Source organism: Acinetobacter pullicarnis (assembly GCF_006352475.1).
Taxonomy (GTDB): Bacteria; Pseudomonadota; Gammaproteobacteria; order Pseudomonadales; family Moraxellaceae; genus Acinetobacter; species Acinetobacter pullicarnis.
The window spans coordinates 1,663,505-1,685,882 of sequence record NZ_VCMZ01000001.1 but is presented as its reverse complement, the minus strand read 5'-3'; the positions used below and the strand labels follow the sequence as shown (position 1 = coordinate 1,685,882).

Sequence of the window (22,378 nt, the reverse complement as noted above, 5' to 3'; positions counted from 1 at the left end):
CCGCATTTTTTACCGCAAAGTCCAACATCCTAAAGATAGCAGGCATTAAAAAACCTCATAAACCAATGGTTTATGAGGTTGAATTTGGTGGGCCCACCGTGACTTGAACACGGGACCAACGGATTATGAGCGGAGACAGAATTTTATAAATTTTTATTTAAAAACAATGATCTAGGTTAGTGTTGGATGATAGGAATGAATAGTTATAACAAGACCGCAATCAATTTTCTAAGTAAAAGAAAACTAAAGGATTTTATATCATTCTCCTTGGAATAGACAAAAGAGTACTTTTATAAGCATAAGAAAAATAAGCTATTTATTGTATGGGAAATTGACAAAAACCGCAAAAAGACCGCTGACCGCTGCGGTCTCGCAAAGATAGACCTCACAAATGTAAGCTTTTTTTTATAGACCGCAAAGACCATGCTTTCTTTTTACACAAAGACACGACCGCAAAAGCTGCTTTGAGGGATTAGGGATTCTTAGCGCTGCCATGTCAGGAGCAACTTTAGTGCATTTATATCGGCTCCAACCGAGTGCAAAATATTTCAAAATAACTAAAACTCCCCCCAGCATATGCCCACAACATGATGTGACCGAACACAAGCCCAAAGTTTTATCACAAAATAAATTTATCCCCCTCACATTTCTGCATCGAGCAGAATCCCAATGATTTCGGTTCGAAACTCACCTGAACCTGTGAGAACTGAAAACATCGGGATTGTGGACTTGATAGTGGCCATTTAAAGAACTAGTTTATCCTCCTCACATTTCTGTATCGCGCAGAATCCTGATTTACTCAGCTTGGGTCTTAACGTCGACTATGAGAAAGCTGAGTAAATCGGGAAAAAGGGAGAAGTTTACTTGAGAAATGAAAAAATAGTTGTTTAGTAACTGGAACTAACCCAATAAAAAATATTACTTTATAGCGATTCTAATCGATTACTCAATTAAGCCCAAACAGCGTCTTACATAATACTTCCCATTTTCTTTTAGTCTTATTTCGGCTTGAAATTCCAAATTCTCTTTAATGTGTTCAGAAAAGTTATTTGGGAATGCTGTCTTATGAAAGAAAGCATCATTTGACGTAATACCTATATTAGCAAAGCCGAATCCTCGCTCCATGTTGTAAAATGTTATGAGACACTTTTCAATCTGAAATTCATTTTTATCTTCGACAAATCCATCTATAGTATTTATAGAGATTCCTTTTTCCCCGCGCTTTAATGTACAGTACACAACATCTCCATCATAGACTGCACCTATTTCATTTCTTATAAGTCTGGAAATTTTGAAGTAAACTTCATCACTTATTTCAGAAAAGGCCATAAATCCATAGTCTTTTTCTTGATCATATTTATTCACTTTACCGACTAATTTCTCTCCTAGAAGACTAGAATAATTGTCTTGAATAAGTGAATTTAGTCCATTACCACTCCTATCAAGACTAAAAGCATTTATATCTTTAATCAAATCTCTTTGGCATTCGAACTGCTCTTTATCCTGAATTTGAGTTATATACTTTTTGTCTTCATGAAGTAGATATTCTGAAAACTTCCTTCTGATGTATAAAGTTTTATCTCCAAAAGGGCGTTTTGATTGATAATAACTTCGAATTTCATAAACTACTTCTGGATCACTTAATCCCGTAGTAATTGCCATTTGGTAAAAATATACATTATTCTTTGTGGCTAAATCATAATGAACCAAACCTTTATACGTTATGGCTAACCGTTGTCCTTCATTTAATACACTTGTTGAAGGGTCATAAGGTTCCAGTAGTTTTAAAAAAACTAGCTCTTTTAAGCAAAACTCAATACTAATAGAATCTACATCTAATACTTCAAAATAGTTAATAACTGACCGTACAGTTAAATGTTTTTCTTCAACATCTCTCCCATTGTGTTTTGCTACTCTTAACAAAGCAAGTACTCGCAAAGTTAGTAGTGGAGAATGGATTTTCGTTGAATTTACGTTGAAAGTCGAAATAACACCAAAATCATCCCCAGTACTTACCTTATAAGCCTCATAATCTCCACGAAGCAGGGCATCAATAAACTTGGCAAAACTGATAGGTTCTTCAGTTACATAACTGACAATAAGGTCTTCAATTCTCATTACTGGGGATGTGATGATTCTTCTTGAAAGATTCATAATTGAACGGATATTGTAGTTAGTTAATTCACCTAAAGTTTTCGCTGTAAAATTATTCTCAACGAAGATATCCTCTAAAACCTGTGCAAACTTTGTAATATCTTTGAGTTCTATGCGAATTCCTTTACTAGATAAATATTCTTTTCTATCTTTTATATCAGCTGTAATAAGTTTTTTATTGAGAAATTCTAGTCGCTTTCTAAAAACCTCTCTTGGTGAAGGTGTTGGCAAAAAGAAAGATTTTGACTGATGTATTGTAAATAAGAGGTGGTCCCACATGTTTGAACAACTAAAAGCTTATTTATAAGTGATACTCTGCTCTAGTTAAGCTACCTTATTTTGTTGTGGTAGCTGGTCATAGTAAAACTCATCTGGAGTCATTTTGTCCAGACTCGAATGAGGTCGTTTCAAATTATAAAATTCAAAATATGCGTTTAATTGCTTCTTCGCATCCAAAACATTGCTGTAGGCTTTGAGATACACCTCTTCATATTTAACGCTCCGCCATAATCGTTCAACCATCACATTATCAACCCATCGACCTTTACCATCCATGCTGATTTGGATGTCATTTGATTTCAATACATCAATAAATGCATCACTGGTAAACTGACTGCCTTGGTCTGTATTAAATATTTCAGGTCGACCATATTTTTCAATAGCTTCATTTAATGTTTCTATGCAAAATGTAACCTCCATACTAATCGATACTCTATGCGCAAGTACCTTGCGGCTATGCCAATCAATCACAGCACATAAATAAACAAAGCCTTTTGCCATAGGGATATACGTTATATCCGTAGACCACACTTGATTACTGCGCTGAATAGCCAATCCTTTGAGCAGATATGGATATTTGCGGTGAGCTTGATTAGCCTGGCTTAAATTTGGTTTGCAATATAACGCATTAATGCCCATTTTCTTCATTAAAGTACGTGTATGACGTCGTCCTATATGATGTCCTTGACGATTCAACAAATCACGCATCATACGGCTACCTGCAAAAGGGTATTGCATATGTAACTCATCCATACAGCGCATCAGCTTCAGATCTGATGCACTCACAGGTTTTGGGCGATAGTAATAACAACCACGGGAGACTTTCAGCAGCTGAGCTTGCTTAGATACTGAAATCTGAAGTGAGTCATCGATTAACTTTTGTGGTTGAAGCGGCCCAGTTTCTTCAACACACCTTCTAAAAAATCAATTTCTAATGCCTGCTCACCGATTTTTGCATGTAGTTTTTTTAGATCGATGGGTGGTTCTGTTGGAGCTTTTGATTGATCGAAAGCTTGCGAGGAAGCTGAAATCAGTTGATTTTTCCAGTCGATAATTTGGTTTTGATGAACATCAAATTCAGCACTCAATTCAGCAAGTGTTTTTTCTGCTTTAATCGCAGCAAGTGCTACCTTAGCTTTAAAATCATTTGAATGATTTCTTCTTGGTCTACGTGCCATAAAATACTCCATATATTGATGTTTATAACATCATTTGGGGAGCAAAATATCACTTATAAGTGTTGTTCAAATTTCCTGATCCACCTCTATATATCGGTCTTAGAAAAGCTCCATGCAGACTTATCTGTAACGGGGAACATTAACATACACGTTTTTACTTTTCTTCTATAAGAATTACAAAACTGGAAAATTTGGATCTTAAAATCAATTGTAAATTCATCCGTATTATCCACAATAATGATGGGTAGTTTTTTACGGTTATGTATTGTGAAGTGAAGCAGACTCTCTAGATAACCTTCACGATTTTCATGAACCTCTTTATCTAGAAAGTCTGCAAATTTTTCATCGAATATTTTTTTATCATTTTCATAAACTTTCTTTAAATAACCTGAAGCCATTCGTTGATATTGACTAAAATACATACCTTTTAAGTCGTTATAAGTAGGGAATCCCTCCGAAAACAACTTTTTTTCTAAAAAACTTATAATTGTTGCAGTTAGCCAACTTGTTATTCTGCTTATATCCCCAGTAGCATCTAAGCAATTAATATTTATAGTTAAGCAATCCTCTCTTATATTCCTATCCAGTATTTTTGAGAAGAATCTATCAATATAAGTGGTTTTACCAGAACCAGTTGGACCGACAATAAAGACAGATAGGTCTGAATCTGGCGGGATGCCTGCCTGTACATTTCCCTCAATTAGATTACTTAATTCATGTCCTACTTGACTTTTATAATGAGGTAAATTATTCAAAACACTATTGGTGATCTTCTCTAAGGAATAATCTGCAATCTGACTTTCATTAGATTCAACAAAACACTCTTTCATGATTTCGGAATTAGCATCCCCTGTAATTTGTGTGAAAAAATTGTTAAAGATCTTTTCAAGATCAAATGCAATGGGGGACTTTTGAAGTATATTTATATCACTAGATTCCAGTGCAGCGGTCAAAGGGAGAGTGAGCTGTTGACGATTATTATGTACTTGGTCAAAAAGAATACTATATGTTTTATTAGTAAAGCTTTCATATGAAAGTAGCTCATAAAAAGTACTAAAAGAATTTTCAACAGCCTCAAGAGATGGAAAAACAAATGCCTCCTTTTCTCTGTATCCACCTTTAACCCAATTTTTAAAAACTATCCATGTAATCCCATCTGTTACTACTGAAATAGGAATCCCAGCATCACTGGCGTATGAATGAGCCTGCTTTATACCCTCGATTGATGGTTTCAAAACAGTACCAGAAATCTTAAGAGTTCGACACTTGTCAATAATAGCTGACTCTACACCTAATATGCCTATACGCTTAGCTTCTACGACAAGCGACTCTTCATCACCTATTTTTAATATATAGTCAGAAAAACCATTTTCATGGCTATTTTCACAAAAAAAAGTGGTGAATGACCAGCCTAAACACTCATTAAAGATTCTATTTATAATTTTAATTTTTGCATCTTCTTCACTTATTATTGTTGGTAAGTTTTGCCTTACTTCATCCAGTAAACATTTTAATTTTCCTTCCGCGATGTCAATATTAGCCATTTAGTACCCTAAAACTATTATATAATATGTAGTTAGTATATAAAGCATCAGTATGCTCTCTATGTCAATTCTAGATTTATAAACATTTTAAGTAATAGATATAGAATATAATTTAAATGATTTTATATCGATCATACTTGTTAGATAAATATTAAAAGCATCTTTTTATAAGTATAATGTATCTGTAACTTACTAAATAACCAAAACTCCCCCCAGCACCGAGCCCACAACATGATGTGACCGAACACAAGCCCAGAGTTTTACCACAAAATAAATTTATCCCCCTCACATTTCTGCATCGTGCAGAATCCCAATGATTTCGGTTCGAACCTCACCTGAACCTGTGAGAACTGAAAACATTGGGATTGTGGACTTGATAGTGGTCTTTTAAAGTTCGTTATAAAGATCTTCCATGCTTAGTGTACGAGTCAGCTTAGTCAGACATTGACCAGAATAGGCATCATAGGTCTTCTCATTGAGTATAAATTTTTCTTTTGCAATGAGATGCGGAGCTTGTAAATCTTTAAGACTCAGGTATTCAAAGCCGCCAACAGCAATACCCTGAAATTCAAGGTAGCGTCTTTCAGGTTTATTCTTATTTTTGTCTTTGACCTCAAAATAAGCAGCAAGAAAGTTTAAGGCTTTGCTTTCAGTAATGTCAAAGGCATCGGTTTTATAGTCATAACGCATTCCTTTGATCAGGTTCTCTTTAATGATCGTTCGCATCGGTAGGTGTGTCTGATCCTGTACGGCTTTGATTGTCTTACTCAATAATTTACTGGCCTGTACGCCATTAAGGGTATAGTGACCATGCAAATATTTATTAGGATTACTGCCATAGAGTTGTTTAACGATATGACGGATAAATTCATTATTCGCATAAGCCTCAGTGACTTTCAATATTTCCCTAAATTTCTTCTGGGTAAGTATTTCACGTATATCATGTAAATTAGTTATATGCTGCGACAGATAGATCGTTTCATTTAGAACTTGGCTAACCTCTTCATAGTGTCGAACCTGATAGTCTTTATGCCAAACAAGGTCCTCAATATAAGCCTCATCTTGCTGTTTATTCTTGATGAACTTACTTGAAATATCTTTTAATGATTCAGGTTTAAAATTTATAGTCTGAAAATGCTTAAGAAAAATTTCAATTCCTGTATCAATACTCTCAGCATAGGCTTGTTCAGCATTACTTTTTTGCTCATTAAAAAAATCCTTGATATCTTGAGGTGTTTCAAGCGTTTTGTTCTCAGCATAGCTAATCTTACAATTAGGAAGAAATTTTTGGATACGCCACTTGAGGTATTCGAAGCTACTATAGAATTGGCCAGCATCTATTTGATACAGCGTTGAAACAAGGCTCGCAATATTCTCTAGGGATTTTCCTTTATAGACAGCAAAAAGCTTGCAACCGAACCATTCTTTAAAACTCTCATTCATTCGATTAACTTTGTCATAAATATTTGGCTTCTCGATATCTTGCAGATCGAACTCATAATCTTCAGCAAGACTTGCTAGAGCTTCTGCAATTTTATTTACACGTGATATAAAGTCATTCAGCTTTTTAATATGCTTTTCATGAATCTTTGATGGGTCATCATGGGTACGACAAATTTCGGTATGCAATAGCAGATAACAAGGTACATTGGCCAAACGTAAACGACCAATGAATTGAACCAATTCTTCTACGTGCGCTTGTTTTCCAAGTACAAAAATAGAATCAACCTCAATCTGTTCGTTTTTAAGATTTACAGCTTCATCCATGATTGAGGTTGTAAATACAATATCGACACCTTTCGGGATCTTCTGTGTCTCAAAAATCTCACGAACATCAACATTGTTCTTAGACTTACTATGTACCACAAGACATTTTAGCTTGAATTTATCCTCAAAATATCGCTGTAGATTGTCACATTTCTCTCGTGAATTGACCCGTACAATAATGGTCTTACAGCGTTGATCTTTAGGCAAGCTGATATATTCTTTTTTGAGCTGCTTGATTCTATTCTCAATCATAGCAACACAGGTATATTGATCCCCCTTAAGCAATGAAACAACTTCAATACTACGGATAATCGGATTCTTATGTTCAATGATATATTCTTGATCAATCTTGATTTTTAACTGCTCAAATAACGTATTGGTTTTAGTTGCAGTCAAAAATAATATTGAGGGAATCGAGCGCTGTTGTAGATGCCAAATGACAGGTGTTAAAGCGCTATCTCGAAATGATCCTGCTGAATAAAGTTTATGAGATTCATCAATGACCAGTAGAGCTTTCTTTTTTTGCAAAGGCGTCATTAACTCTATGACTTTGTCGAATTTATCATATGTAGCGACTACAACACCTTTAAAACTACGAATACTTTCATCAGGACTTTTATTTCCACAAAAAAATAAATATTTTGAGCATTTAACTTTAGGATATTCACTTTCCAGTTCCATTACTTTGGCCTGAGTCGGAACTAGGATCAGGACAAACTCAAATTGAGTATTTAAGTCCTCCATTGTAAAAGAGGTTTTGCCTGATCCTGTTGGTGCAATCAAAAAGAAGCTTTGATTAGGTGGTATTTTTAGCCCTAAATGGGTTAGAAATTGACTTTTATCAAGCATAAATGTTTTTTTAGACATGAGAAATCCTTAGGGTATATCGTTTTGCGATATACCCAGATAATGATTAAAATTAAGGGTTAGAGAGTTGGGCGAGCGCTGTTGATACGTCCAGCTAGCATTTCAGATGCGTTACGCAAAGTATCTTGGCGTAGATGCGCATACCGCTGCGTGGTGGTCGGTGAAGCATGGCCCAACAAGTGCTGTACCACATAGATATCACAACCATTATTCACAGCCATACTTGCGAAGTTATGACGTAGATCATGAATACGGAAATTCTCAATCTGAGCAGCTTCCAAGATGTTTTGAAAGGTTTTACGTATATCATTGTAAGGTAGGGCTGTTGCAGGGTTTGCAAATACATAAGGATATTTACGAGACATTCTGCGTATGATTAGTTGGGCCTCACTATTCAGCTGAATAATGCGTGGTTTTCCCGACTTATTTTCATTGAGTTTCCATAGATGATTATTTTCATCTAAATCACTCCATTTAAGGTTGAGTACTTCGCCTTTACGTGCTCCTGTTAATAGCAACATTTCAACGATGCCAACAATAATTTGATTTTCGATGCCGTGAACTTTGTGATTTGTAAGAATCTGCATAAGTCGCTGAAGCTCATCATCACTGAGGTATCTCTCAATATGATTCTGCTCTACGAATTTTTTGACACGGCTCATTGGGCTAAGATCAATTACTTCTCGTTCGAAGGCTAGATTGAACATACTGCTTAATAATGCTCTCGATCTATTGACCGTTGCATTTGATCGATTTTCCCCTTTGATTTCCAACATTAAGTCACTGAGCATCGCTGCTGTAATTATATTGATTTGAATAGCCCCCAAAGTCGCTTCAATATGATTCTTGAATCTTGAAATATCATCCTTCCAAGACTTTTTATTCAATTTAGCCAAAGGTAAATACGTTTTGTAGAAAAAGTCTTTTAGGGTGGGTAGATTCTTGACACGTTTTTTCTCCTCCAAAGGGTTAATACCTTTGTTCAGTGAGTGCTGATACTGAATAACGATATTTATAGCTTGTTCTAGGGAAATATCAGGATATTTCCCTATCATGCAGCTGATTTTTTTTTGAGCAAAAACAGCTCGAAACATGAAGCTCTTACTGGCATTTGAAACAACAACTTTCAGGCCTTTAACATGAGGAATTGAGATTTCAACTTTGGATTTACCCTCTGGTAGTGTGAGTTTTTCAATATTGAAAAACTGTGACGTTCCTAAATTAGTTGATGCGTTGATTGCAAAAGGGCTGTTCATGAGGTCTCCTTGTAAAAAAAGGCGCACTAATCCCTGATCATGAGACCATGTTTTAAGAATCAGGGATTAGTACATTTAGAGAGGTTTAAAAATTAGTATGAAGCATAAAACTCGCTTACAGACTTTGGTACACGAAGTTTTTTACACCCTTTAGGTGCATTTTTTTCATCCATAAACTGTATGATGAACTTGCTAATAAAATTATTTTCTTCGTCTAATAAATAAACTCCCAAAATGTAGCACTCAGAAAAACCGTTATACCTTTGAGGTTGAAGGAAAATAATTTTAGCTGGTTGGTAATCATTTAGTATCTCAGTAAAATCATAATTTGATTGATAAGACATACAGTTAATCTTTAATGCTTTCAGATTGAATTCATTTTTAATTACCAATAAAGGAACATCTCTACACATTGCATAATCTAATAATTCCACACAAACTTTGTGATCAATATAATCAAGATATGCCCTAGTTATTGAACAGCTAAAATCACCTGTGATTTTTAATGGTTTTTCTTTCTTGCCTAACTTTTTTAAGGTGAGGTTTAAATTTTCTTTTTCATTCAAAGTGTTGATATCATTGAATTCTTTAAAAATATCAGTGTTGTAGTAAAAACCAACACAATCGCTAAACAGGTTGTTTGTGGCAACGTGTATTTCATTTTTAAGAGTATTTTGACCTCTCAACATTAATTTGTCTTTTAAATCAGAAAACTTAGATTTTTTAGAAACTTTTGACATGAGATATCATCCATTCAGTTGAGCAAGTTAAGTGCTGCCTTTAGCAACGGAAAAGATAATCTCACATTATCATAAGTTGGTAAAATTGATATAAAATATACATAACATGTTGTATTTTATAAATAAAATTTATCAAAAACGATACTGGGGTTTTCCTTTTCGAAAGCATTCTCCTATGCGAGCTGGATAAAACTGGTGAATATGTCATACTTTTAAAAATCAAATGACTGACTGTTTTTTAATCAACTGAAATGGCACATATTCCTCCTGAGATATTTAGCGAATTAGTAAACAATCCTGAAATGAATGCAAATCAAATAGCGTATAAGTTTAATACGCCTAAAAGTTCAGCTTATCGTTATATTCAAATCTTCAAAACTATTGATCTTGAAGAGGAATTTTATGTAAAACGTGTGACTAATTTTCATAAAAAAGGAGTGGAAGATGAGACGTTTGATCAATTTTTATTTAATATATTAAGAAAAGGTGGATTTAAAAGTACCAAAGAGCTGTACGAAAAATCACAATTAGAGTTTAAATGCTCTAGACACACGTTTAACAAACTATTTTTGAGCTTTAGGGAAAGAAATAGAAATAAACTCAAAAAGTTATCTTTAAGAATTTGCAGAAGTAAGCATAAAAAAGATCGAGGATTTTATACTCAAAAGCGTATACGTAAAGTTCCTGACTATGAAGAATGAAGCCTTCGGACTACTAGAACGTCCGTCACCTCATCTAAAAATTGCATCAACACTTAGCAAGTCTTGATCAATAACAACAAACCCCAAAGCAGGTTACGCTTTGGGGTCTATTTTGCGGTTTCACTAGTAATCACTTGGCAATAGGATCGTTGTTAGGGATCGATCAGCTTCGGTAATGATCCAAATCTTGTCTTGGTCAAAATTATAGCTAGACAAAATTCTCGAATCAGTGATCAAAGCATCCTCATTGGATTCACGATCTTCCTCACACAACTCCCCCCAATCACCGATTTGATGACGATGTAACAAGATCAAAATATTGATGTGATGCTTTACAACAAACTCTAAGGCATTAGGCGTAGATACGACTTTCCCCAAAGCGAATAATAGTTGCCTTGTCATAAATGGACTCTTTATTAAAATTCATAGGGATGTTGCTAGGTCAGTGCTGTAGCAAACAGGCTAGATTCAAGCGATTTTATGCCGTTCTAATATCTCAATCGGGACATAGATTAAGATGCCCTCGTTATCATTTAATAGAATATAGACTTCATACCAATCTTGCTTTTTCTCCACGTATTCGACTTCGCCTAATTGCAGCTTTTCAGCAAGGCTAAATGATAGTCCGTGAAAAGGTTCAACAATATCTTTATCATCCTCACAAACAACAAACCACCCATGCAGGATGGCTTGATACGGTTCAGCATACTGTTGTTCTAAAGTCTGCATGTGCAATTTAATGCTAGCTCTCACAAAATGATTAGCAACTTGGTATAGCTCAGTGGGCGTCTTGATGTATTTCATCGTCTATCTCCTCAGTCTGTGCGGTATCCATATTAACGGACGCTTGTTGCTGAGCCTTTGTTTTAGTTCGCTTGGAGGAATTCTTAGCGCCACTATCAGTATTTTCTAATAACTCACCATCTTGAATACAGTCATCAAAAGATAATGGCCACAACTCATATTCATCACTTACTTCTAACAATCGTGTGGTTTGAGGGTGAAGTCGAATAACACCTTGATCGACTAAGATTGCTCCCAAGAAACTAGCATTGTTAACTGATTTCCCAATGAATAGGCCTTTCAGGGCTATTGCATGAAATGGCTTAGCTGTTTGGTAGAGCTGCTCTAAAGTTGCAATGATCTGCTCAACTTTGATGAGTTCAGCACTAAATCCCCCAGAGGAGTCATTACCACTGAGTGCAATCCCAAAAGATTGATCATCATTGTCCTGCCAGAGCTGATAGTGCAGTTGACCTTTAGAGCGTTCAGATAGCTTATTGCAGTTCAACGTTTTAACGAGAGTTTGATTGGCTTTATCAAAAATACGAGGTTGCATATTGGAATTCCTTTAAGCATAAAAAATCCCGATGAGCTTTGATAGCGCATCGGGATATAGAAAGTTTATTGAATGATTAGAACATTGGTCGACATAGGCCAATGTCTTTGGCAGTAGATTTAATGCTTTGTGATGTTGGTATGAAAGTCGTCACCTTTTTATTGTTGACGAATACTTCAATTTTCTTTGCCTTAGCAATACCATGTGAGAAGTCATACCAAGCATTAGCGCCATTACGCCATTTTGTTGAAGCTGTAGGAGCAACTTTGGTTTTACCATCTAATAAGAACGTAAGTGGATATTTTGAATCCGTATTTTGAATCCGTTTATTTTTCATTTGAAGCCATGCTGAATGATCATAATCACCTCCAGCCTCATCATTACAAGCAATCAATAACGTATTGCCATTGGCATCTCGAATAGAATATTCAGAGAATCCTTGAGAATATACTTCATTCCATACATTCGGTGCTGCCTGTGCAATACCAGTGAAAGCAAACAAAGACATTAACATTAATTTTTTCATACAAACGACCTAGCAAAATTTAAGTAAAGTGAAATGAGTCTGACAACTCGTTTTGTGATTTGAACAATCAACGTCTTTGATCGGCCTTATTGATTTCACGCTTAATGCAAGCATCCCAAGACGGTGTATAGTCAGGATAGTTTGTACAGCTCCATGCAGCTTGTTCCAAAGTAATGACCATGTTTCCATAGGCATTAATCTGCGAAGAGGCGGAACTAGCCTTTTGTTTTTTCTCAGCAGCGTAACGTCTTTCAGCTTCTTGTTGCTCAACTTTCATTTGTTGCTGCTTCAATTGTTGAGCGTAGAGTTCCTGTTGCTTGAGTAGGAGATATTCTTCTTTCGTACTGAAATCAGCAAAACCTACAATTTCTCCATTTTCGTTGTATTGCAAAGCTCGCCATACGGTTTGACCCTTTTCTGTAAAGGGGGCAATACCATCAGGTGAACTTAGGATACGCTTAGCCATCTCTTGCTGTTGTTGAGTCTGGTAAGAGATTACAAGCTCATTGGCTGAATCAGCCGCTCGTTGTAGGTCTGGATTACCTGAAAGCGTTGCTACTGCGGTGAGTGCAGAGCTGAGTAGATTAGAAAACCCCATAAATTTATCCTAGTTGTTTAAGTTCACACTTAGTTTTATTCAAGCAATCAATATCTTAAATGCAATGTACCTGTTTTGGGTACAAAATGCATTGTACTGATAATAGGTACATGACGACAAGTATCAATACCCAAGAAATGCAGACTTTAACTAAATGGTTGAAGCAAGTACGGGAATCCCAACAACTATCAATGCGAGCATTAGCTGAGCGCATGGACAAGCCGCATTCGTATGTTCAAAAAGTTGAACAGGGCGAACGCCGTTTAGATGTTGTTGAGTATGTTTGGTATTGCCGTACACTTGGAATTAATCCCAAAGACGGTTTAGATCTGATTCAACAGGCAATATTAGATTCGAAAGAATGAATCTTACTGCTTTGTAAAGTGGTGCGGAATTAGTCAGTTTGTGCTTGGATTTCCTTCTCAAGCAATGCTATTCCAATATTAGGATCAATACCTAAAGTTCTACAGTAGTGTAAGTACTCAATGATCTCCAAGAAGTACAATCCCTGCTCAATTTGTTGAATATAGTGAACAGACTTATTCAGACGTTGCGCCAACTCTAATTGAGAAAGGCTCTTCAATTGACGTTGTAGCGTTAGCCATTGTTGCAATGCTTTCATGACAAAGTCTCTCCCTAGAGCAAAGCCAGTACAACAGCACGTAACTTTTCAACAATATCCGTATCTTGGTCATTGCAAATACGAATTGCATTTGCAATGGATTTACATTGAGGATAAGGAATTACTTCGACAAAGTCAGAAACAGCATCAAGTTCAGGGTAATATTTATTCATGGTCACTCCTTTGTTTATGGACCATGAAAATAATATGTGCGTGAAATTGGACTAGATACGATTCTTCTTATTTAGCTCGTGGTTTTCCAGCATCAGAGCGCTTTTTACGCCATTCACCATCTTCATTACGTGAACGGTTTTGACCTGCTGTAGGGCCTGTTTTAACGATTGGACCTTTAGTATCTTTTGGAGAAGGCATAATTATTTCCTTTAAATTAGTAAGTTAAGGAACTATCTTAACTAAAAAAGGAATTTCAGCAACAAAAGAAATTAAGATATTGAAATTATGATTGAAAGACTCACCGTAAACTGATCACATCTGAGATTCCTCAAGAACTGTCAAGCAAACAATCTTCTAGCCAAACTCCCCAATTCGACCAACGATATCCCCTAGAGAGGCAGTGCAAAACAGGAAATACAGGAAATTTTAAAAATCCCCCAAGCCTTACATTTTCCACTCGCTTTACGCCACGATGGAGTCGACTAGAGATGATTCATCTATGGCTGTACATCGAGTGTAAAGTCTAAGTACTTGAAAATATGTAGGGGGAGTAAAAAGTAGGCGTGTAGTAGACTGCCGTTGAGATAGCCCAACGGACTATTCAATAAATGGACCGCATTTTTTACCGCAAAGTCCGATGTTCCAAAGATAGCGGACATTAAAAAAACCTCATAAACCAATGGTTTACGAGGTTGAATTTGGTGGGCCCACCGTGACTTGAACACGGGACCAACGGATTATGAGTCCGCTGCTCTAACCAACTGAGCTATAGGCCCTATAAATACTGATAGATCAAGTATTTCGAATCGAATACTAGCGAATCTTAAAGTTAAACACAAGAACTTTAGGCTGAACTGAATGGGTGTGATGGTTTATTGACCGCCCCTACTTCTGAGGTGATCCGATGCTATAAAATAGTTTATAAACGCTTATTGGGTAACTTGACTTTTATTTCAACGCTCATGATAAAGTTTTGCTTTTTTAGCATCGGATTCGGTTGCCTTAAACTCATCTGAGTGATTTCTTCTTAGTCTAGATGCCATGTAATGCTCCATATTTTGATGTTTCTCGCATTATTTATGGGAACAGTTTATCACTTATAAGTGTTGTTTAATTTCTAGAATCCATATAAGTAACGTGTAAGTAAATCGCACCCACAAAAAACCACCCGAAGGTGGTGATTCGTTCTCTCATCCGACTGGATTTTAGCCAGCAGTCATTTTATAAAATATAGCTTTGCCTTTATTGTTTCGACGTACTATTCCACAAAACATATCCTGCAAATAAATTAAATCTAATACTTCAGGTTTCGCTTTATTCACTCTTCAGATGCTTCAGTTGCTACTTGGGCCTCAACAACGCCATCATCCAATTCATTTTTAATTTGATCAGGGAGATCAGGGAAAAACTCTTGAAAATCTTTATTTGAAATATCGCGATTAAACGCTAAAACACGCCATTGATTATTCTTTGTGTCTCTAACAAAAATATGATCAATTCGCATCGCTTCAACCATTAAATTCTCTGAATTGTTTTTACGTTCTCCTTCTTTTAATTCAGCTTCACCAGCTACATTAATATATGCTTGAACGGGTATTACACATACTTCGCCGACCTGAGTTAAAACATTTGATTTAGGCGGCAAAATTTCATAAGAATATGGGTTCGAATTGTTTGTCGTATTGTGTTTTGCAATCGCTTTAATCCGTTTATTGTATTCACGCTGGCTAATCCAGGCATTTTCAGACCACGATGGTTTTGCAAATTGTAAATGCTTGGCTGCCCAAAATTGTTTACCAGGGTGGTTTTTATTAAATAAATATGAATAGTCATATTTTTCAGTATAGCGTTGTATCTCCTTCTCATCATTTATATGATCCGTGTTTGATTTTTTTTGAATGATTTCTTCAAATAGTTGATCGTTATTTTCACATTCTAAATTTTCAGCATTTGCAAAAGGAGCTAAACAGCAAACAAGCCCAACAAATATATTTTTCATAATAATTTACTCTTTTAGAGCGATTAAAATACTAAATATTGGATAAAAAGACTACCTCTAGATAAGTTTGATTTTTGTTCTGACTTAAAAGCCCAGATCTAATCCTAGCCAAATTATTGACCAGCAATATTTGAAACAGCCTCTGTACTGCTATAGATCTGTGCAGATAAAAATCTTGGCGCCTACTTGATCGGCTGATCCATACTCATCAGGAGTTTAGCATGAGTAAAAAAATCAGGTATTTACACAGATCTATTCAAAGCATAAACCATTAAATTGAGTGAGATGAGAAGCACAGCTTCGCAAGATATTATGATTCAAAATTATTTTAACAAAATTAAAGTTAAGATTAAGCAATTGCAGTTATAAAGGAATTTATACTCTGGCTCTCGGCAATTCGGTTTAAATATTAGCTATAAAACACTTATTATTTAACGATGTGCATGAGATATTATTATTTTAAAATTAAAATATACCAGCCTAGCTGTATCCATTATTTAAGTTAAATCGTATGTTAAACCCTAAACTTCGCATTATTAACTAAATCCATCTCGATATTAATCTCCCCCGCAACACCACTCAGCACAACCCTCAGATTTAGGCTGCAGATCCCCTTTTATTCGGCTAATGATTTACCTCTATCTGTAACACCATCAAGTAATACAACTTAAGTTTTTAGCAGCAAATTAAAGCCCGACTTTTTTCAGGCAGTTGTTGATTTTCGACTGAACGCATTGCCATTTTAGTTGATCAAAATATTGCTGCTTATCGCGCCCCCTCTTCGCCAGTCTTAAAGCAACTCGCTGTAATGAGCCGCTATATTTCAAAATGTATTGAAAAAATAACTAAATAAATTTAAATATTTGAAAATGTTGTTCGGTTTTATTTATGTTTTTTCTTAAAATCGGAATAGGAATTTTTTTGATGAGCACGCTAATCTTAGGCACATAAAGAAAACACCAAAGCGGCATGTAGGAGATTACTTATGGAAAAGTATCAACAACTTGTGTTAGGCCATGTGGTTCTAGCATCAGGTGAGATTGAACATGGCTATGTCGCCATTGACCAAGGAAAAGTTGCACGAATTGGTGCTGTTGAGGCAGGACAACCTGATGCAGATGTCATTCATAATTTTCAGGGTCATTATATTTTTCCTGCTGCAATTGATGCACAAGTACACAGCCGTAGTCAAAAAGACCAAGAGGATTTTATTTGGTCTACTCATTCTGCGGCTGCTGGTGGTGTCGGCACCATCGTCGATATGCCCTATGATGCAGGCCGCTTAATTTGTGATGCAGAACGTTTTGAACTAAAAAAAGCGGAGGCAAAACAGCAAGCACGTGTTGACTTTGCCTTGTATGGCACGGTTCATCCCGATCAAGGTGATGAAAAAATTGAGGAAATTATTGCTGCAGGTGCAATCGGATTTAAATTCTCAACCTTTGGCACAGACCCAGAGCGCTTCCCACGCATTCCTCCTAAAACTATGCATGCATGTATGGCTAAAATTGCAAAATACGGTTTATTCGCAGGTGTACATAATGAAGATGATGAAACGGTAAAAGCCCTAACAGCGGACTATAAAGCCAAAGGTGCTACCGATTACACTGCACATTCAGCATCACGTCCAATTTATGCTGAAAACCTAGCCATCAATCAAGTTTATGAATTGGGTGTCGATACTGGGTGTCGCGCGCATGTGGTGCATTGTTCAAACCAACGTGGTTATGACATCTGCCAAAGCTATCAACGTCAAGGCTTTGATACCACAATAGAAGCCTGCTTACATTATTTGATCTTATCTGAAGACGAAGACGTGGCGCGTTTAGGTGGCCGCGCCAAAGTCAATCCCCCTATTCGTAGCAAAGTTGAGCGTGAGGCGCTTTGGCAGCACTTAGCTGCAGGCAATATTACAGTGGTTTCAACCGATCATGTCAGTTGGTCAATTGACCGCAAAACCCATGACAATATTTTTGAAAATGCCTCTGGCGCCACAGGTTTAGCCTTGTTGCTTACCCTGATGATCGATGGTGCAGCCAAACGTAATATTCCATTCAGTCGGATTGCTCAAGTGCTCAGTTATAACCCTGCCCGATTATTTAGCATCCAACATCAAAAAGGTGCTTTAGAAATTGGTCGTGATGCAGACTTGGCCATCGTCAAAAAACAAAGCTACGTTTACGACGCAAAAGCCAGCAATTACAACTTCTCTGACTGGAGTCCCTATGATGGTCTGTCTATCGATTATCAAGTGATTGCAACAATGGTTCGTGGTGAATGGGTCTTCCAAGATCAAGTCGTTATTAGCCAGCCCGGTTTTGGTCAGTTTGTTCAGCCACTCCTCAATAAAAAGGTGTAAACATGCGCACAATCAATCGTCAGCGTTATTGGCAACAATTAATGCGCTTGGGTGAAATTACTGAAGCTGAGCGTCCTTACACCCGACGTTCTTTTAGCGAATGTTTTTTACAAGGTCGTGCTTGGTTAACCGAACAAATGCAAGCTGCGGGTCTAACTGTACATGTGGACACTGCAGGCAATTTAATTGGCCGCAAAGCCGGTACACACCCTGAATTGGGCTGCATCATGATCGGCTCGCACAGTGATTCAGTCCCCTCTGGTGGTCGCTTTGATGGCATGGCAGGTGTGATTGCAGGGCTCGAATGTGCGCAAGTGCTGCAAGATCATCATATTACGCTCAACCATGATTTAGAAATTGTAGATTTTTTAGCTGAAGAGCCGAGTGAGTGGGGCATTTCATGTGTTGGTAGCCGTGGCATCAGTGGCTATTTAACCCAAGATCTCATCAATACGCCACATCCGCAAAGCCAAGAAACCTTGGCAGATGCTGTCACTCGCATGGGCGGTGACACCACACAGTTAAGTTTGCGTACTGATGTAGCACAGTTTCTAGAACTACATATTGAGCAAGGCGTAGTACTTGAACATAAACAAATAGATATTGGTGTAGTTACCGGCATCGTGGGCATTATCCGTTTAAGTTTAACCTTAACAGGTCAAGCTGCACATGCAGGTACCACCCCGATGAACCTACGTAAAGATACGCTGGCAGGTGCGGCAGAAATTATTTTAGCCGCTGAAAAATTAGCACAACAATTCTCTCAACGTGAACATGGCTATTTTGTTGCAACCTGCGGTCAAGTGTTCAACAAACCCAATGCCAGCAATGTCGTCCCTGGTCGCACGCAATTGGTCTTTGATATTCGTTCCGATACCCGCGGCTGGATGGAGGAGTTTGCAGATGCCCTTCATCAAATGATTCACAATATTCTCCCACCCCGTCAATTGCAGTTAGTTGAATTTGAACGTTTAACTGATACCTATCCCATGCAATGTGATGAAACGCTGATGCAGCACATTGAAGCTGCCTGCAAAACTGAAAAAGCCAGCCATCAACGGATGTCGAGTGGTGCTGGGCATGATGCGGCATTTATTGCCAAGCTTGCTCCAAGTGCCATGATTTTTGTGCCAAGCGTCGATGGAAAAAGTCACTGTCCAGAGGAATGGACCCATGAAGTCGATTTAAGCCGCGGTGTTGCTGTATTGCTACAAACTCTACTCAGCGTCGATGCCGCTGCTCGACCTGTTTAGTGAATAAACTAAGCAAATAGACTGAGTTCATCAAGTTAGTAAATAGATTAAGTAAATATCTGCTTTAAATTGATATAGATAAGGAAATGAAATGTCACGGATTTTAACATTACAAGATGTCGAGTTTGCAATCAAAGGTGGTTCGGTCTTTGCCTGCGGTGGTGGTGGTTGGGTCGAGCATGGTCGTGAATTAGGCACCATGGCGGTCACCATTGGTCGCCCAGAATTGGTCAGTATGGATGAAGTCAATGATGATGCTTGGATTGCAACAGCTGCAGCGATTGGTGCACCGGGTGGTTTGACCGACTGGGAAATGCTAGGCATGGACTATGTTAAAGCTGCCTCATTGCTACAAGATGCGCTCGGTGAAAAGCTGTATGGCTTGATTATTGGACAAAATGGCATGTCATCGACCTTAAATGCTTGGTTACCTTCTGCCATTTTAGGAACAAAAGTTATTGATGCAGTTGGTGATATTCGTGCCCATCCCACAGGTGATATGGGCTCAATTGGCATGGCCAACTCGACTGAACAAATGATTCAGACTGCTGTTGGCGGCAATCGTGAAAATAATCAGTATATTGAATTGGTTACTCGTGGTGCAACCGCCAAAGTCTCACCTATTTTACGCAAAGCATCCGATATGTCTGGTGGTTTTATTGCCAGTTGCCGCAATCCTTTACGTGCTTCATACGTTCGCCAAAATGCAGCATTGGGTGGTATTTCCAAGGCACTGTCCTTAGGTCAGGCCATTTGTGCGGCTGAACCTGCAGGCGGTGCTGCTGTGGTCGATGCCATTTGCAAAGAAACCAATGGACAAATTTTGGTATCAGGAAAAGTCACGGCGAACACGCTGCGTTATACCGATGAAGCCTTTGATGTTGGTGTGATTGAGATTGGAACCGGTGCAAACAAAGTGCGTATCCATGTCATGAATGAACATATGGCGGTCGAAAATGCACAAGGTGAACGTCTAGCTACCTATCCAGATGTGATCACTACTTTAAATATGGATGGCCAACCACTTAGTGCAAGTAAAGTACTACCAGGAATGGAAATTTTAGTTTTTCACATTGAAAAATCTAAATTACCACTGTCTTCTAGCGTGATTGATCCAAGTGTCTATCCACATGTCGAAGCAACATTAGGTATTCCATTAATGGAATATGCCCTTGCTTAAGTACAGTACACCCCGTTAAATACGCACGCTTGAATACTTAGCCATTTTTTTAATTAGGCCGTTTTCAAATAGATGCGTTAAAGATTGAAATTGCAAAGATAGGCGTCACAAGGACAAAATTCACAAGGATTGAATATGAATCAGAAATTTACAGTCACCAGTGGTACACAAGTACGTTGTAAAGGCTGGCGTCAAGAAGCACTGCTACGTTTATTGGAAAATGTGCTGGCAGTTGGTGAAAATCCTGCAGATTTAATTGTTTATGCTGCGATGGGCAAAGCTGCACGCAATTGGCCAAGCCATGACGCGATCGTACATACCTTAAAAACCATGACTGAAGATTATACCTTGATCGTTCAGTCTGGTAAGCCCATTGGGCTACTCAAAACCCATGCCAAAGCCCCGTTAGTGATCATGGCAAACTGCAATATGGTGGGTCAATGGGCAAAAGCCGAAGTCTTTTATGACTTAGAGAAAAAAGGCTTAATTTGCTGGGGTGGCCTAACCGCAGGCGCTTGGCAATATATTGGCTCACAAGGTGTGATTCAAGGAACTTACGAAATTTTCAACCATATTGCCAACCGTGATTTTAATGGAGACTTAAGCGGCCGTTTTATTTTAACAGCAGGTTTGGGAGGGATGGGCGGTGCACAGCCATTGGCAGGTTATTTGGCCAATGCTGCAACCCTCGTGGTTGAAACTGATGCTGAACGTATTGATAAACGGATGAAAATTGGTTATTTGCAACATCGTGCGGATCATTTAGATGAAGCCTTGGCTTTAATTCAACATGCACAGGCCACCAAACAAGCAATTTCTGTTGGCTTGGTTGGTAATGCTGCTGAAGTTTATCCAGAACTGGTACGTCGTAATATCACGCCTGATATTGTGACCGACCAAACCTCAGCACATGATCTGGTCTATGGCTATATTCCACATGGTTTTGAATATGCAGACATTGTCGAAATGCGTAATCATGACCATCCAAAACTTATGGCTGCAAGTTTGGCCAGTATCAAACAACATGTTACTGCAATGCTCGATTTCAAGGCAAAAGGTGCGGTGGTCTTTGACAATGGCAATCTGATTCGCACCCATGCCTTTAATACTGGGGTGAGTAATGCCTTTGATATTCCAGTATTTACCGAAGCATTCTTACGTCCATTGTTCTGCCGCGCGATCGGCCCTTTCCGTTGGGTAGCCTTATCCAATGATCCAGAAGATATCAAAATCATTGATGACTTTATTTTACAACGCTTCCCTGAAAATAAAATTGTGACCAATTGGATTCATCTGGCACGCAAACATGTTCCTTTTGAAGGCTTACCTGCTCGCATTGGCTGGTTAGGACATTTAGAACGGACTGAATTGGCCCTTGCTGTAAATGACATGGTCGCCAAAGGGGTCTTAAAAGCCCCAATCGCATTTACCCGTGATCATCTTGATGCTGGTGCCATGACCCATCCTAATATCATGACTGAAAACTTAATCGATGGTTCAGATGTGATTGCCGATTGGCCACTGATTAATGCCATGGTCAACTGTGCGTCGGGTGCAGACTTGGTGGCGATTCATTCTGGCGGTGGCGGTTATAGCGGCTATATGACATCAGCGGGTGTAACTGTGATTGCCGATGGTAGCGCAGAAGCAACCGAGCGCTTACAACTTAGCCTCACCAATGATACCAGTCTCGGCATCATGCGTTATGCCGATGCCGGCTACCCAGAAGCTTTAGATGAGGCGATGCAAAAAGGGCTGCATTACATTTCACTAACATAATACGTTGCTAGCATTTTCTTTGGGCTTGTGGTGATAACCATCTCCCCCCTCGCCCTGAGAAAA

At 38.0% G+C, this 22,378-nt stretch carries 22 protein-coding genes and 1 tRNA gene; 6 read left to right on the top strand and 17 right to left on the bottom strand.

Features of this window, described 5'->3' with window-relative positions; genetic code table 11:
- Window positions 1-942: 942 nt before the first annotated feature.
- The 6 genes from FD716_RS07465 to FD716_RS07440 form a co-directional block, all read right to left on the bottom strand.
- The gene (locus FD716_RS07465) at window positions 943-2,385 is read right to left on the bottom strand and encodes a cold-shock protein (protein WP_215895456.1); all 1,443 of its coding nucleotides are present in this window, start codon (window positions 2,383-2,385) and stop codon (window positions 943-945) included.
- A 93-nt stretch (window positions 2,386-2,478) separates the two neighbouring features.
- Window positions 2,479-3,623 (bottom strand): IS3 family transposase gene (locus FD716_RS07460; RefSeq protein ID WP_085944219.1). Its coding sequence is split into 2 segments (ribosomal slippage): window positions 2,479-3,359 and window positions 3,359-3,623, totalling 1,146 coding nucleotides; the frame shifts between segments, so codons are not numbered across the junction.
- Window positions 3,624-3,697: 74 nt separating this feature from the next.
- Window positions 3,698-5,155: a hypothetical protein gene (locus FD716_RS07455; protein ID WP_228714925.1), complete on the bottom strand. Its 1,458-nt coding sequence runs from the start codon at window positions 5,153-5,155 to the stop codon at window positions 3,698-3,700.
- 387 nt (window positions 5,156-5,542) lie between these two features.
- On the bottom strand, window positions 5,543-7,789 hold the full coding sequence (locus tag FD716_RS07450; protein ID WP_139851709.1) for a DEAD/DEAH box helicase: 2,247 nt from the start codon (window positions 7,787-7,789) through the stop codon (window positions 5,543-5,545).
- A 59-nt stretch (window positions 7,790-7,848) separates the two neighbouring features.
- Entirely contained in the window at window positions 7,849-9,045 is a 1,197-nt protein-coding gene (locus tag FD716_RS07445; protein ID WP_139851708.1) for a site-specific integrase, read from the bottom strand.
- A gap of 92 nt (window positions 9,046-9,137) precedes the next feature.
- Window positions 9,138-9,785 carry a hypothetical protein gene (locus FD716_RS07440; protein ID WP_139851707.1) on the bottom strand — a complete coding sequence of 216 codons (648 nt, stop codon included), beginning with the start codon at window positions 9,783-9,785 and terminating at the stop codon, window positions 9,138-9,140.
- A 251-nt stretch (window positions 9,786-10,036) separates the two neighbouring features.
- On the opposite strand from FD716_RS07440, the gene FD716_RS07435 reads away from it, so the two are divergent.
- Complete coding sequence (locus FD716_RS07435) at window positions 10,037-10,486, top strand: hypothetical protein (protein WP_139851706.1); 450 nt, start codon at window positions 10,037-10,039, stop codon at window positions 10,484-10,486.
- Window positions 10,487-10,609: 123 nt separating this feature from the next.
- Here the strand turns inward: FD716_RS07435 and FD716_RS07430 are convergent, their stop codons facing one another.
- The 5 genes from FD716_RS07430 to FD716_RS07410 form a co-directional block, all read right to left on the bottom strand.
- Window positions 10,610-10,888, bottom strand: a complete 279-nt coding sequence (locus FD716_RS07430; RefSeq protein ID WP_139851705.1) for a hypothetical protein — start codon at window positions 10,886-10,888, stop codon at window positions 10,610-10,612.
- A gap of 66 nt (window positions 10,889-10,954) precedes the next feature.
- Complete coding sequence (locus tag FD716_RS07425) at window positions 10,955-11,290, bottom strand: hypothetical protein (protein ID WP_139851704.1); 336 nt, start codon at window positions 11,288-11,290, stop codon at window positions 10,955-10,957.
- A complete protein-coding gene (locus tag FD716_RS07420; protein WP_139851703.1) occupies window positions 11,265-11,825 on the bottom strand; it encodes a hypothetical protein in 561 nt (186 codons plus the stop codon). The genes FD716_RS07425 and FD716_RS07420 overlap by 26 nt, the downstream gene beginning before the upstream one ends.
- Window positions 11,826-11,901: 76 nt before the next feature.
- Entirely contained in the window at window positions 11,902-12,351 is a 450-nt protein-coding gene (locus FD716_RS07415) for a hypothetical protein (RefSeq protein WP_139851702.1), read from the bottom strand.
- Window positions 12,352-12,418: 67 nt separating this feature from the next.
- The gene (locus FD716_RS07410) at window positions 12,419-12,949 is read right to left on the bottom strand and encodes a hypothetical protein (protein ID WP_139851701.1); all 531 of its coding nucleotides are present in this window, start codon (window positions 12,947-12,949) and stop codon (window positions 12,419-12,421) included.
- A gap of 110 nt (window positions 12,950-13,059) precedes the next feature.
- Between FD716_RS07410 and FD716_RS07405 the strand changes: the two genes are divergently transcribed.
- A complete protein-coding gene (locus FD716_RS07405) occupies window positions 13,060-13,314 on the top strand; it encodes a helix-turn-helix domain-containing protein (RefSeq protein ID WP_139851700.1) in 255 nt (84 codons plus the stop codon).
- Window positions 13,315-13,343: 29 nt separating this feature from the next.
- On the opposite strand, the gene FD716_RS07400 is transcribed toward FD716_RS07405, so the two are convergent.
- The 6 genes from FD716_RS07400 to FD716_RS07390 all read right to left on the bottom strand — a co-directional run bounded on the left by FD716_RS07400 (window position 13,344) and on the right by FD716_RS07390 (window position 15,744).
- Entirely contained in the window at window positions 13,344-13,571 is a 228-nt protein-coding gene (locus FD716_RS07400; protein WP_139851699.1) for a helix-turn-helix domain-containing protein, read from the bottom strand.
- 14 nt (window positions 13,572-13,585) lie between these two features.
- A complete protein-coding gene (locus FD716_RS18855; RefSeq protein WP_171477003.1) occupies window positions 13,586-13,744 on the bottom strand; it encodes a hypothetical protein in 159 nt (52 codons plus the stop codon).
- 67 nt (window positions 13,745-13,811) lie between these two features.
- The gene (locus FD716_RS19260) at window positions 13,812-13,943 is read right to left on the bottom strand and encodes a hypothetical protein (protein ID WP_267285304.1); all 132 of its coding nucleotides are present in this window, start codon (window positions 13,941-13,943) and stop codon (window positions 13,812-13,814) included.
- 299 nt (window positions 13,944-14,242) lie between these two features.
- On the bottom strand, window positions 14,243-14,404 hold the full coding sequence (locus FD716_RS18850; RefSeq protein ID WP_171477002.1) for a hypothetical protein: 162 nt from the start codon (window positions 14,402-14,404) through the stop codon (window positions 14,243-14,245).
- Between the two features lie 40 nt (window positions 14,405-14,444).
- A tRNA-Ile gene (locus tag FD716_RS07395) sits at window positions 14,445-14,521 on the bottom strand.
- Between the two features lie 542 nt (window positions 14,522-15,063).
- A complete protein-coding gene (locus FD716_RS07390) occupies window positions 15,064-15,744 on the bottom strand; it encodes a hypothetical protein (protein ID WP_139851698.1) in 681 nt (226 codons plus the stop codon).
- A 985-nt stretch (window positions 15,745-16,729) separates the two neighbouring features.
- Here FD716_RS07390 and FD716_RS07385 point away from each other — a divergent pair.
- The 4 genes from FD716_RS07385 (at window position 16,730) to FD716_RS07370 (ending at window position 22,315) form a co-directional block, all read left to right on the top strand.
- Window positions 16,730-18,103 (top strand): dihydroorotase, encoded by a 1,374-nt coding sequence (locus tag FD716_RS07385; RefSeq protein WP_139851697.1) that lies wholly within the window; start codon window positions 16,730-16,732, stop codon window positions 18,101-18,103.
- A 2-nt stretch (window positions 18,104-18,105) separates the two neighbouring features.
- A complete protein-coding gene (locus FD716_RS07380; protein ID WP_139851696.1) occupies window positions 18,106-19,356 on the top strand; it encodes a Zn-dependent hydrolase in 1,251 nt (416 codons plus the stop codon).
- 91 nt (window positions 19,357-19,447) lie between these two features.
- Window positions 19,448-20,536 (top strand): DUF917 domain-containing protein, encoded by a 1,089-nt coding sequence (locus FD716_RS07375; protein ID WP_139851695.1) that lies wholly within the window; start codon window positions 19,448-19,450, stop codon window positions 20,534-20,536.
- A 135-nt stretch (window positions 20,537-20,671) separates the two neighbouring features.
- Entirely contained in the window at window positions 20,672-22,315 is a 1,644-nt protein-coding gene (locus FD716_RS07370) for a urocanate hydratase (RefSeq protein WP_139851694.1), read from the top strand.
- Window positions 22,316-22,378: the final 63 nt, after the last annotated feature.